General features: G+C 39.9%; 15 protein-coding genes. 5 read left to right on the forward strand and 10 right to left on the reverse strand.

The window, feature by feature from the left end:
* Window positions 1-223 precede the first annotated feature (223 nt).
* Window positions 224-802: a trimeric intracellular cation channel family protein gene (locus MKY46_RS13255; protein ID WP_036120593.1), complete on the reverse strand. Its 579-nt coding sequence runs from the start codon at window positions 800-802 to the stop codon at window positions 224-226.
* A gap of 251 nt (window positions 803-1,053) precedes the next feature.
* The gene (locus MKY46_RS13260) at window positions 1,054-1,974 is read right to left on the reverse strand and encodes a helix-turn-helix transcriptional regulator (protein WP_036120596.1); all 921 of its coding nucleotides are present in this window, start codon (window positions 1,972-1,974) and stop codon (window positions 1,054-1,056) included.
* A 162-nt stretch (window positions 1,975-2,136) separates the two neighbouring features.
* Between MKY46_RS13260 and modA the strand changes: the two genes are divergently transcribed.
* Both modA and modB read left to right on the forward strand, forming a co-directional pair.
* Complete coding sequence (gene modA / locus MKY46_RS13265; RefSeq protein WP_340834467.1) at window positions 2,137-2,922, forward strand: molybdate ABC transporter substrate-binding protein; 786 nt, start codon at window positions 2,137-2,139, stop codon at window positions 2,920-2,922.
* 3 nt (window positions 2,923-2,925) lie between these two features.
* Window positions 2,926-3,582 (forward strand): molybdate ABC transporter permease subunit, encoded by a 657-nt coding sequence (modB, locus tag MKY46_RS13270; protein ID WP_340834470.1) that lies wholly within the window; start codon window positions 2,926-2,928, stop codon window positions 3,580-3,582.
* 585 nt (window positions 3,583-4,167) lie between these two features.
* Here modB and moaD read toward each other — a convergent pair.
* The 5 genes from moaD to MKY46_RS13295 are packed head-to-tail and all read right to left on the reverse strand — an operon-like array spanning window position 4,168 to window position 7,677.
* Complete coding sequence (gene moaD / locus MKY46_RS13275; protein WP_141903735.1) at window positions 4,168-4,401, reverse strand: molybdopterin converting factor subunit 1; 234 nt, start codon at window positions 4,399-4,401, stop codon at window positions 4,168-4,170.
* Window positions 4,394-4,873: a molybdenum cofactor biosynthesis protein MoaE gene (locus MKY46_RS13280; protein ID WP_058844577.1), complete on the reverse strand. Its 480-nt coding sequence runs from the start codon at window positions 4,871-4,873 to the stop codon at window positions 4,394-4,396. The genes moaD and MKY46_RS13280 overlap by 8 nt, the downstream gene beginning before the upstream one ends.
* Complete coding sequence (gene mobB, locus MKY46_RS13285) at window positions 4,870-5,388, reverse strand: molybdopterin-guanine dinucleotide biosynthesis protein B (RefSeq protein ID WP_445299952.1); 519 nt, start codon at window positions 5,386-5,388, stop codon at window positions 4,870-4,872. The genes MKY46_RS13280 and mobB overlap by 4 nt, the downstream gene beginning before the upstream one ends.
* Window positions 5,358-6,644 carry a molybdopterin molybdotransferase MoeA gene (locus tag MKY46_RS13290; protein ID WP_340835676.1) on the reverse strand — a complete coding sequence of 429 codons (1,287 nt, stop codon included), beginning with the start codon at window positions 6,642-6,644 and terminating at the stop codon, window positions 5,358-5,360. Before MKY46_RS13290 ends, mobB begins: the two co-directional genes overlap by 31 nt.
* A gap of 16 nt (window positions 6,645-6,660) precedes the next feature.
* Complete coding sequence (locus MKY46_RS13295; protein ID WP_036120630.1) at window positions 6,661-7,677, reverse strand: thiazole biosynthesis adenylyltransferase ThiF; 1,017 nt, start codon at window positions 7,675-7,677, stop codon at window positions 6,661-6,663.
* A 108-nt stretch (window positions 7,678-7,785) separates the two neighbouring features.
* Here MKY46_RS13295 and MKY46_RS13300 point away from each other — a divergent pair, with 108 nt between their 5' ends.
* Genes MKY46_RS13300 through moaC form a run of 3 tightly spaced genes read left to right on the forward strand, consistent with a single transcriptional unit; the run spans window position 7,786 to window position 9,342 of the window.
* A complete protein-coding gene (locus MKY46_RS13300) occupies window positions 7,786-8,280 on the forward strand; it encodes a MogA/MoaB family molybdenum cofactor biosynthesis protein (RefSeq protein WP_340834475.1) in 495 nt (164 codons plus the stop codon).
* Complete coding sequence (gene mobA / locus MKY46_RS13305; protein WP_340834477.1) at window positions 8,277-8,867, forward strand: molybdenum cofactor guanylyltransferase; 591 nt, start codon at window positions 8,277-8,279, stop codon at window positions 8,865-8,867. The genes MKY46_RS13300 and mobA overlap by 4 nt, the downstream gene beginning before the upstream one ends.
* Entirely contained in the window at window positions 8,860-9,342 is a 483-nt protein-coding gene (gene moaC, locus MKY46_RS13310; protein WP_036120641.1) for a cyclic pyranopterin monophosphate synthase MoaC, read from the forward strand. The genes mobA and moaC overlap by 8 nt, the downstream gene beginning before the upstream one ends.
* A 49-nt stretch (window positions 9,343-9,391) precedes the next feature.
* On the opposite strand, the gene moaA is transcribed toward moaC, so the two are convergent.
* The 3 genes from moaA to MKY46_RS13325 are packed head-to-tail and all read right to left on the reverse strand — an operon-like array spanning window position 9,392 to window position 11,587.
* Window positions 9,392-10,408 (reverse strand): GTP 3',8-cyclase MoaA, encoded by a 1,017-nt coding sequence (gene moaA, locus MKY46_RS13315; protein WP_340834479.1) that lies wholly within the window; start codon window positions 10,406-10,408, stop codon window positions 9,392-9,394.
* The gene (gene fdhD / locus MKY46_RS13320; RefSeq protein WP_036120647.1) at window positions 10,409-11,227 is read right to left on the reverse strand and encodes a formate dehydrogenase accessory sulfurtransferase FdhD; all 819 of its coding nucleotides are present in this window, start codon (window positions 11,225-11,227) and stop codon (window positions 10,409-10,411) included.
* Between the two features lie 12 nt (window positions 11,228-11,239).
* The gene (locus tag MKY46_RS13325; protein WP_036120650.1) at window positions 11,240-11,587 is read right to left on the reverse strand and encodes a DUF2294 domain-containing protein; all 348 of its coding nucleotides are present in this window, start codon (window positions 11,585-11,587) and stop codon (window positions 11,240-11,242) included.
* Between the last annotated feature and the right edge of the window lie 354 nt (window positions 11,588-11,941).

Consider the following 11,941-nt stretch of genomic DNA (forward strand, 5'->3'; position numbering starts at 1 on the left):
AGAAGTCCTTTTAAAACAAAATTATACTATGTTGATATGTATGTTTATTAGGAAGTTTTCTATACCCAACACATTCAATCACTCAGATTAATTTCCAATACAAATCAGCAGAAGAATATTCTTCATAAAGAAACACAACATACTAAATTGAACAGCTTAAAACATTCCTTCAATCACCTACTTTCAGTATCCTGCTAAAAAACTTGGACAAGTCCAACAATTTTTAAGGAAGCTTCAATTTATTATTCACAGATAACATACGGATGATCACAATCAAAATAACAATGACTGACAATTGAAGTGGGCTGCTCCACCCTGCCCAGATGCAAAGCCCACACAAAAATGTTAAGACAGCATGGATTTCTTCTCTTAGTGCGAGCGGCGTTCTCCCCGCTAACAAATCTCGGATCATGCCACCGCCAACACCAGTAAACATAGAAGCTAGAATAATAATACCTAGATCATGATGGAGGCTTTGCGCTAACAATCCTCCTTGTATTGCAAAGGAAGCAAGGCCAATCGAATCAAAGAAATAGCCCCAGCGGTTCCAGTGATGAATCCAATTCCTTTTGACAAATAAAATAGTCGTCAGCGTGACTAAAACAACTAATAAGGATTGCCGCTCCCATATATCTGATACTGGTATATCCAGTACGACGTTGCGAATAATGGAACCTCCATAAGATGTAGTAAGTCCAAGCACAAATATACCAATAAAAGAATATTTGGCCTGTAACGCAACAAATGCGCCACTTATCGCATAAGCAATAATACCAATGACATGTAATACTGACCAGGTCACATGATTCAACTCCTCTTTTTTATACCTATATACATAAAAAAGCCCATCATAAAATAGTTGCGTGGTTACTACGCAAGCTATTTTATGATGGGCTAATATTCTAGCAGTTTTACCTACTAATTTATCCATCTCACCATATATACGTTCAAAATTCCATAGAAGCTATGCAATATTACTATGACATAACGACCATAAAATTTCCCAGTAAAATTATAATCGATTTCGTTGTTAAACTCAATATAAAATTTTGATTACAGTGTTTCATACATAATTTGGCCCATTTGGGAAATGTCATAATCACCTAATGCAGCCACCTCAGCTTGGAAATCTGGTGCGTTTAAAATTTCCTTCACCGCCTCAATTAGTTGTTGATTTTCAGGCGTTTTTAATAACACAATGTCGTAACGCTCTCTGACAGCGGGTATAAAATCGACAGGGATGAGCTTGGCGATTTTTTCAATCCCAATTCCAACGTCTGCATATCCATTTGCTACAGCAGAGGCAACGTCGAGGTGGCTCATTTCTTCATGGGTATACCCTTTAATCATGGATGGTGCGATTTCATGAATACGCAATTGCTCGTCTAGTAAAGTGCGAGCACCTGAGCCTTTCTCACGATTAATAAATGTAAATGACTTTGTTTTAAAATCTTCAAATGTGTGGATTTGCAATGGATTCCCTTTTTGAACATAAAAACCTGCTCTACGTGATACAACATTGATGAGGACAAAGGCATGACTCACAAAGATTTTTTTTACATAAGGCGTATTATAATCTCCTGTATCTCCATCAAACATATGTAAACTCGCAATATTACAGTCGCCATGATACATCGCCATGACACCATTAAAACTACCTTCATGTGAACGTAATACTTTCATTGTTTGTCTTTTCTCAAGATATTTTGCTACTATATCCAACACTAAATCTTGCCCACTAATAATAATTTTCGACTGATTTTTAGGTGAAGTAGCTACAGGGGACATAGCTGGAGTGGTACCTGTTTTACGTTTTTGTATATAGGCTTGCAAGTCCGCACGATCTACTCGCATTTGCCGCCCCACACGGAAAACTGGCAAATCTCCCTTTTTCACCAAATCATAAATGGTTAATTTCGAAACCTTTAATAATTGTGCAACTTCTTCAATCGTATAGGATTGATCTTGTGACATATAAACATTCTCCTCCTATAAACCTCTCTTTACATGGTAACGCATTTATAGCTTGATGAACATCTTGAAATTTTCTTCCAACACTATCTTTCTTTTTTACTTATAACTGATTATAATTAGCTATGTCTTGTTATAACGAGTTATAAAAGGAGTACAATCATAGTGAAAAAATTTTATAGTTTATTTGCGACACTATTATTACTAGTTGGTCTATTAGTAGGCTGTGGTAACCAAGAAAAAGAGGTGGCAGCAAACAAACCCGTTGAATTAACAATTTCTGCAGCAGCAAGTTTACAGGATGCCTTAGAAGAGCTTAAAACAACTTATGAAGAAGAGCATGATACGATTAAAATCCTCTATAACTTTGGTGGTTCAGGTGCATTGCAACAGCAAATTTTACAGGGTGCTCCTGCAGATCTTTTCTTTTCTGCAGCGGAAGATAAATTCGATGCACTTGTAGAGAAAGAAATGATTGATCAAAAGCAAGGAATGGATCTTTTAGCGAATGAATTAGTCTTAATCGTGCCAAAAGACAATGAAAAACAAATCCAATCCTTCGAAGATTTACAACAAGCAGGGAAAATCGCGCTCGGTACACCTGAAACGGTTCCTGCTGGACAGTATGGTGTGGACACATTAAAGCATATGCAACTTTGGGATTCACTTGAATCTAAAGTGGTGTATACAAAAGACGTACGTCAAGTACTTACGTACACAGAAACAGAAAATGTGGATGCAGGAATCGTCTATAAAACGGATGCCCTAGTATCTGATAAAGTCGATGTCATTGCAACTGCAGATGATGCTACACACGCACCAATTATTTATCCTGTAGGTGTGCTAAAAGCGAGTAAGCATGCGCAAGAAGCAGAAGATTTTTATCACTTTTTACAAAGTGATGAGGCTATGAATGTCTTTAAAAAGTATGGGTTTAAAGGAGCTCAATAAAAAATGAGTACCGATTTCTGGTCTCCACTTAGACTTTCCATTGAGATTGCCTTCGTCGCAGGCATTATCGCGATCATAGCAGGTATTTTCATGGGCAAATGGATGGCAACCCACGATTTTAAAGGCAAGCTAGTACTAGAAACCGTATTATTGTTACCCTTAGTATTACCTCCTACTGTAGTAGGCTTCCTGCTCATCGTCATTTTCGGGAAAAATAGTCTATTAGGAAATTTTATTATTTGGCTATTCGATCAGCCCGTCATGTTCACATGGTGGGCGGCGGTTATCGCTTCTACCATTGTTGCCTTTCCATTAATGTATCAATCGGCTAAAACAGGCTTTGCCTCTGTTGATCGCGATATTGAACATGCGGCACGTGTGGATGGGGCTAATGAACGGCAGGTCTTTCTTTTTGTATCAATTCCTCTTGCATTAAAGGCACTCGTGTCTGGCGGGATTTTAAGCTTCACTCGAGCTTTAGGTGAATTTGGGGCTACCTTAATGTTTGCGGGGAATATTCCAGGGAAAACACAAACAACACCGCTCGCTATTTATATGGCGATTGATGCGGGTAACATGACCCTTGCCTGGACATGGGTTTTGTGCATGATGGCTATTTCCTTCCTTTTGCTACTTAGCATTCATCTTCTAAAAGTATAAAAGAGGTAGTTGGTTCAATCCAACTACCTCTTTTTATAGTGTTGAAAAACAAAATGATCTATAGAATTTTTGTGAAAGGTGAAAATGGATTTCCGTTGCAGGCTACTTGCTTTCCTGTGGGCGAGCGTCGAGCCGCTTCCTCCGCTACCGCTCCGTGCAGGGGCTCGCCTGTCTCGCTATCCCACGGGAGTCAAGTAGCCTTCCACTCCAATCCATAAAAATGTTTCTTTTGAGCAAAGGCAAATAAAGTGAAAGTATTCACTACTCTTTATGGAGGGTGTTGTCACTCATCACTTCTTCACTTTGGAAATAAGGAGCTATCCTTTCTCTCATCAGACAAATAAAGAGCGATTTTGATCGTGACGGCTCGTATGAAAGAGAAGGAAAAGACACTTTTGCCAAATGGTTGATTGGAGTGGAGCCAGCGTCACTCCTAGGGGATTTAGCGTCACAGCTGAGACCCTGGAGCGAACGGAAGTGAGTGAAGCGGCTCAGCGGACGCCCCCTGGAAAGGACGCTGGCGGAACGGAAATCACCCCCTCACCTTGCAAAGGTGCTTTTTCTGCCTTTGACATTATCTTTTTCTCATCCCCCACTGATAGGTGGAATAAAAGCGATTGTGTCACCAGACTTAATGATCGTTGTATCCGTTGCAAATTCCTCATTAATCGCTGTCATCATTTGCTGTAATGATAGCTGTGGATAGTGCTGTTCCATCCACTCTTTCAATTCAGCCACTGTCACATCTGACAGCTCTACAGTTAGCTTAGGCGCACCAACTGCTTCCTGCAAGTGAGCAAATAATAAGATATTAATCACGATTTTCCTCCTTCTGAATGCCTGGTTCCCCTTGCGGATAGGGGACATTTTCTAATTGATCGCCAATCCATTCCGTACCGTCCTCCCAATGCTCTTTTTTCCATATTGGCACAATTTGCTTAATACGGTCAATCGCATACTCATTCGCCATGTAAGCGACTTTACGATGTGGTGATGATACGGCAATGACTACAGCAATATCAGCAATATCTAAATGACCTACACGATGGGTAATGGCTACTTTCGCTTCTGGCCACTGCTCTTGTATTTCCTGCGCAATTTGTTCAAACATTTTAATGGCCATCGCAGGATAAGCTTGATATTCCAAGTGCAATGTTTTTTTACCATTTGTGATTTCACGCACGGTGCCAATGAACAGTGTAATGGCTCCAGCATTTCGACTCAGAACCTTTTGTCTAACTTCCTCTACATCAATGGGTTTATTGATAATTTCAAATAACGCTGTCGTCATGATTCTCTCCTCATTTCCTTCCATAAAAACTCCATATATTGCGCTTCTTCATGTATCGAAAAGGCTGGGACAGTGGGTGAGGAATCCAGTGGATAACTTGGCCAATAGAGCACACAAATGATCTGAGATACTTGCTGTAATAAAGCTTGATCCTGTGCAGTTCGTACAAGCACAACCTTCGGATAATGTTCATTTTTATACCCTTCAACCAGAATGATATCCATTGGAAGGGACGCATAAAGCGCAAGTATTTGAGACAGGTGCCAGCTATTTTGCTGAATACTCATACGTAAAGTACCCTCCCCCTCCACTGCTGTGACACTCGCACCTGCCAGCTCATGTCGACTACTATCCTTCGAAGCTTCTATCATCGGCACACCACCGTGACCATGATGTTTGATGGTTCCTACTCTTAACCCTTCCGTTGTCGCTCTCTTAATCAATTGCTCCATCAATGTCGTCTTACCACTATTTTGATAGCCAACTATCTGTAAGATTTTTCGATGTTGTCCCAAGGCCACTCACTTCCTTGCAAATCTTCTAACAATAAGACCGTTACTGACATGCCTTTTTCATAGCCACGCGAGCCACCTGGTAAGACGATGAACGCATTAGCTGATGCTAAAGAGGAAACTGCACTCGACTTATCAAAACCAGATGGCACAGCCACTAACTGACCTTTTTCATAATAAGCATGTGCTCTTACAAAGCGTGTAAATGGATTAGCCTTTGTGAAATCCTTACCTAAAATAGCTTGCTCTCTACGTAAATGGGGCTGTGAATTACTGTAGGCAGTGCGAATAATCGGACGTACAAAAAGCTCAAAGCCAACATAGCAAGCTGAAGGATTTCCAGAAAGTCCAAATAATAATTGTCCCTCTCGAGCAGCTACTGTAGTCACACTACCTGGGCGCATTGCCACTTTGTTAAACAATACCTTTGCATTTATCGCTTCATAAATGGCTGGTAAGTAATCGTAATCCCCAACGGAAACGCCACCCGTTGTAATTAACATATCAACTTCCTGTAAAGCTTTTTCAACATTCTCAATACATAATTCAAGATCATCGCTAAACTTGCCAAAATATTTAACTTCTGCTCCAGCGCGCTCAATTTGAGCCATCATCATATACGCATTACTATTGCGAATTTTGCCTGGCTGTAAAGGTTCACCGGGATCTAGTAATTCGCTACCAGTGGCCATCACACCAATGACTGTTTTACGAAAAACAGGTACTTGTTCATAACCAAAAGTAGCGAGTAAGGCCATCACCCCTGGATTAATATATTGACCTTTTTCAATGAGAACAGCGCCTTGCTGCACATCTTCCCCTTTATACGAAATATTGGTTCCCGCTTCAAAATTCCGTTTAATCGACATATACATTTGTTGATTTTCTTCGAAAGTATGGGTTAATTCTAGCATGACTACTGCATCACACCCTTGTGGGATTGGCGCACCTGTCATAATGCGGACAGCTTGTCGATCACCAACTACTTCGTCATAGACATAGCCTGCGCCAATTTCCCCCACAACCTGAAAGCGGACTGGATGTTCTGCGGAGGCTTCTTTACTATCAATGGAGCGAATAGCGTAACCATCATAAGGAGAACGATCAAATGCGGGCACATCATGATCAGCTCGAACAGCTTCTGCTATAAAGCGTCCATGGGCCTGTGTTAATGGTACAAGCTCTTTTTTTGCTGGTAAGGCATAGTCCATTACACGATGAACCGCTTCTGCCACAGGGATTGGTTGTCTTTTTTCTATCATTTGGCACACTCCTTTATCCTAATAAACGATAATAAATGCTTTTTGCTTTTTCTATATTTTGTATACCATGTATCACTACGCGCCCATCCTGGAAAATCACAATTCGGTAATCGTCAGCTTGGCAAGAAAGCAAATAAGGATTTACCTGAATTTCACCATAGGGACGAAGCTGATTTGCCAACTGCTCAAACGAATAGTGAATTGGCTTCGGAGGGCGTATTTGTACTGCGTCTCGTCCACAAAGTATCTGTAATTTAGTTTGATTTTCATAGGATAAATAAGGGTATGTTGGTTGATTACCACAAGATGGACAATCAGCTTGCCGTATTTTTTCCACATTGATTTCATAGTGTTGATTTTGCCAAACATCAAACGTTAAATAGCTTTTTCGCAAGGCCTTCTCATCACCAACGAGCAATTTTAAAACCTCTGCCACTTGATAAGCTGCAACGATTTGAACTGTTGGGCTAATAATACCTACCGTATCACAAGTCATTCCTGTATGTGGCATGACATGTAACAAGCAATGCAAACATGGTGTTTTGCCTGGTACAATCGTATAGGTCGCACCATAACTACCAACGCAAGAACCATATACCCAGGGAATACGAGACTTTTGTGCAAGGTCATTCATGAGAAAACGGACATCAAAATTATCAGTTGCATCGACCATCACATCGACATCTTCTAATAATGGCAGCAAGGACTCTGTACAAGCGTCCATAATAGCAGTATTGATTTCTATCTCTGAGTTGATGCTGTGAAGTCTTGTTTTAGCTGCGATGACTTTTGGCATTTTTTCTTGTGCATCTAGCTCTGTATATAATTGCTGTCTTTGTAAATTACTCCACTCTACGTAATCACGATCAATGAGGGTCAGCTTGCCAATACCAGCGCGCACAAGTGCTTCTGCGCTAGCACTCCCTAATGCACCTACACCAATGATTAGGACGTGTTTTTGTTGAATGGACTGCTGCCCTGTTTGTCCGATGGGATGAAATAATTGTTGTCTAGAATATCTATTTTGCATAAGTATGAGGCCTTTCTTTCTTTGAATTTTCGTTTGACCTTTTCATTTATAGCATTATAATAAAAGCAATGTTTTTCAGCAAAATACGTTTGAAGGAGGTCTTTTACTGTGCATCCCACACATCAACAGCAACTAATCCAAGTAGCTGTTTTAACGGTCAGTGATACACGCACTAAAGCAGATGATCATGCTGGTCAACGCATTCAATCCTTACTTCAAGAAGCTACATTTGAAGTAGTCGACTACCAGCTAACAAAGGATGAACCACTGGATATTGCCAATCATATCAAGAAATGGTGCAGTGATCACACAATCAATACCATTATCGTCACGGGTGGAACAGGATTTACACCAAGAGACCAAACCTACGACACCATTCTGCCTCTTTTTGAAAAAGAAATGATGGGGTTTGGTGAATTATTTCGAACTCTCAGCTATGAAGAAATTGGCCCAAAAGCAATGTTTAGTCGAGCCACTGCTGGAAGCCGTCAGCAAACCGCTATTTATGTTTTACCAGGTTCTACAAATGCGGTGACATTGGCTATGACGAAGCTCATTCTTCCTACTGTCCAACATTTTGTCGGTGAGTTGAATCGCCTATGAAAATTGCTGGAGTTGTATTAGCTGGTGGTCAATCCTCTCGCTATGGTCAGCCTAAAATGTTTGAGCTGTTTGCTGGGCAGCCTTTATATAAACATAGTCTCACAGCCTTGCAAAAAAATCGGCTAGATCCTATCATTATTGCTACGAACGCGCACTTACAACAGCAATTTGGGCAGGAAAACGTCCAATGGATCATCGAAAAGCAGCCACATCAAGGCCCACTGTTTGCTTTGCATTCTATCATGACAGCCTACCCTGATGTGGAATGGTTTTTTGTCGTAGCCAGCGATATGCCTTATATGAATACCAATTTTATCAAAAAAATGGTAGGGCTGATTGATGACGCCTATGATGCTATTGTTCCTACGCAAGCGCTACGGGATCAACCATTAGCGGCATTATATCGACGTACAGCTTTACCAAGGGCAAAGCAATTAACGGAACAAAACAAGCGAAGTATGAAAGTGCTGTTAGAGCAAATTCGTGTTTGCTACGTTCCTTTTGATGACAATAGCCCAACATTTGTCAATATCAACGCACAACAAGATTGGTTACAAACGAATAAAAAGGAGTTTAACGATGAATAATTTTACACATTGGAACGAAGAAGGTCGTCCTAAAATGGTCGATATATCCGCAAAAGAAATCACGACACGTACAGCTATTGCTCGCAGTACGATTATTTTATCGGATGCGGTCTATGAAGCCATCCAACAAGGTGGCATTAAAAAAGGTGATCCGACGCAAGTTGCTCAAATTGCAGGGATTATGGGTGCTAAAAAAACGGCCGATATCATTCCTATGTGCCACCCTATCATGCTACAGGGCACAGATTTCCAGTTTGACTATGAAAAAGCGGAGAATGGCTATGAGCTCCATATTCAAGCCACTGTCAAATGTAGTGGAAAAACTGGTGTTGAAATGGAAGCCCTTACTGCTGTGTCCATTGCTGCCTTAACTTTTTATGATATGTGCAAAGCCGTTGATAAAACAATGGTCATTAAAGAAACCTATCTTGTTGAAAAAACAGGTGGAAAAAGTGGCACCTTTGTGCATAAATAAACAGAAAAATTCGGCATCATTTTGCCGATTTTTTCTGTTTTTTTACACGCTACCCCCCAATGTGAGACATTTCAATTTTTGAATTTTTCCTTTTTGCCATTGTTTGTTCATTGCGTTCATCTGAATAACGGTCATTTCTTGTTTCCCAAACGTTCGTAATACATTTGATGATGGCTGCATCATCTTGCCCTGATCGTAACAGCTCTCTTAAATCAGTGCCTTCAGTTGCAAATAAACAAGTGTATAATGATCCTTCTGCTGAGAGACGAGCACGGGAGCAATTGGAGCAGAAAGAATCTGTCACAGACGAAATCACACCAATCTCACCTTGTGCATCTTGATATTGAAAGCGCGTTGCCACTTCCCCCCTGTAATTTGGAGCCACTGGCTGTAATGGAGAAAACTGATGGATATGCTCAATGATATCTTTTTTGGACACCACATCATCTAAACGCCAACCGTTCGAATTCCCTACATCCATATATTCAATAAAGCGTAAAATATGCTGTTTTTCTTTAAAAAATTGAGCCATTGTAACAATGTCTTGGTCATTCTTGCCTTTTTGAACAACCATATTAATTTTTACTTGTAAACCCGCTTCTGCTGCCTTTTCAATTCCCTCTAACACCGGCAATACCTTGCCCCGATGACCATTCATCTCGAAAAAACGTTCTTCATCAAGTGAATCTAGACTAACTGAGACTCGAGATAAGCCTGCTTGTGCCAATGGCTGTGCATATTTTTTTAATAAAGAGCCATTGGTTGTTAAAGCAATATCTTCTACACCCTCTATACGGTGAATACGGGCAATTAATTCGGGCAAATCACGACGTAGCAATGGCTCGCCGCCCGTAATTCGCACCTTTTTCACGCCTAATGAAACAAAGATTTTTACTAATCGTTCTATCTCATCAAAATTTAATATTTTATCAGACGGTAAAAATGCATAATCTGGACCAAATACCTCAGCTGGCATACAATAGCGGCAACGAAAATTACAGCGATCTGTTACGGATATTCTTAAATCTCTTAACGGTCTGTGTAATTGGTCTTGTAGATTCGTCATTTAATCTCCTTCTTTCAGTACATTCTGAGCTGGTAATAGGATGCGGTGTGGATGTGTATAAATATTCAATGAATGCTGTCGGATAAAGCCTACCGTCGTAATGCCAAGCTGCTCAGCCAATTGCAAGGCTAATTCAGTTGGAGCTGATTTAGACAGCACAATGGCACAGCCTATTTTGGAGACTTTGAGTAAAATCTCCGACGATATTCGTCCGCTAAAAACAATTATTTTATCTTGCATACGGATGTTATTGCGTAAGCAATAGCCGTAAATTTTATCTAAAGCATTGTGGCGTCCAATATCCATACGACTTAACACAATGCCATTGACATCACATAGTGCAGCATTATGCACACCACCCGTTTTCTTAAAAATGTCGGCACCATCCTGCATCGCATGCATTAAACGGAAGCAATCCTCAGTCGACATTTGCACCTGAACGTCTTCCATTTTTTTTGCTGCTAATGCATCATTCGTAAAAACAAATCCTTGTCGACTCATCCCACAGCAAGAGGTAATATAGCGTTTGTTTTGCGTCTGCTGATAATAAGGATTGACATGCTTTGTTTTAATATGCACAAAGCCTTCTTTTTCTTGGTGCCAAATTTCCTCAATATCCTCAAAGCTACGAATCACTCGTTCAGAAGCTAAATAGCCGATGACCATATCTTCTACATACTCTGGTGTACATACCATCGTGACAAATTCTTGCTGATTAATTTTTACGGTCACCGCGTATTCTGAGACGATTAAATCATCCATTTCTTTCACTTGCTGTCCTTCAACTCGCACAATTTTCCTTGTTATTGCTCGCTCCATAAGGCATCCCCTTTATTCACTGATATTCTTTTCAAAAACAAAGACGGAAATCGCAAAATCCTCTTCAATTTTAATATCTGAAAATAGGTGGAGTAGTTTGCTACCCATCAATTCTTCCATACCCTCTGGTGGTGATTGCGTATATAAATCCTGAATCATACTCGTCCTTGCAGCATGCACCATTTTTAACCCTTCTGGTGTACTGGCAATAAATTTTTCTGTCGGTGTGATATTACCGTATAAAGTAGATACAGCCATATTCTCGACAAAAACGGTATGAATACGTTCAGGTCCTTTACCAAATACTTCCTTGCGTAACTTTCGAATCATGTCATTAAATTCGTGTATTTTTTTAGACATAGCAACGATTCTCCCATCGTAATTAAACTTTTTTAGGTAAATGGTTATGAGGGTCACCCTTACAGTTTGTTAATGATATAGCAACTTTTAAAAAAATAAAAGAGAAAATACTTTTTGATAATAATTCTCATTTAATAAATTTTATGATAAATATTGTTCATTTTGAAGGAAAGAGCTATAATATTCATATCACAAATGGAATTGATTTATTTTGATCCCTATGTCACGATGTTGCATAGTGTTTTTAATAGTTAAATTCTATTGTTATTAAAAAATAAAAGTAGATTGAGTTTTTAGCAAGGCCTGCTAAGAATTTTATCCACCATGAATCATTAGCATGTCTTGGACATGTTA

The sequence above is a fragment of the Lysinibacillus sp. FSL M8-0355 genome, from assembly GCF_038008985.1.
Classification (GTDB): Bacteria; Bacillota; Bacilli; order Bacillales_A; family Planococcaceae; genus Lysinibacillus; species Lysinibacillus fusiformis_D.

What these genes read in the sequence shown, in the direction of transcription:
- modB (WP_340834470.1), top strand. Translation starts at nt 2,926, where the DNA reads ATGAGTACCGATTTCTGGTCTCCACTTAGACTTTCCATTGAGATTGCC.
- MKY46_RS13325 (WP_036120650.1), bottom strand. Translation starts at nt 11,587, where the DNA reads ATGTCTAAAAAAATACACGAATTTAATGACATGATTCGAAAGTTACGC.
- MKY46_RS13280 (WP_058844577.1), bottom strand. Translation starts at nt 4,873, where the DNA reads ATGACGACAGCGTTATTTGAAATTATCAATAAACCCATTGATGTAGAG.
- moaC (WP_036120641.1), top strand. Translation starts at nt 8,860, where the DNA reads ATGAATAATTTTACACATTGGAACGAAGAAGGTCGTCCTAAAATGGTC.
- fdhD (WP_036120647.1), bottom strand. Translation starts at nt 11,227, where the DNA reads ATGGAGCGAGCAATAACAAGGAAAATTGTGCGAGTTGAAGGACAGCAA.
- mobA (WP_340834477.1), top strand. Translation starts at nt 8,277, where the DNA reads ATGAAAATTGCTGGAGTTGTATTAGCTGGTGGTCAATCCTCTCGCTAT.
- MKY46_RS13260 (WP_036120596.1), bottom strand. Translation starts at nt 1,974, where the DNA reads ATGTCACAAGATCAATCCTATACGATTGAAGAAGTTGCACAATTATTA.
- MKY46_RS13295 (WP_036120630.1), bottom strand. Translation starts at nt 7,677, where the DNA reads ATGCAAAATAGATATTCTAGACAACAATTATTTCATCCCATCGGACAA.
- moaA (WP_340834479.1), bottom strand. Translation starts at nt 10,408, where the DNA reads ATGACGAATCTACAAGACCAATTACACAGACCGTTAAGAGATTTAAGA.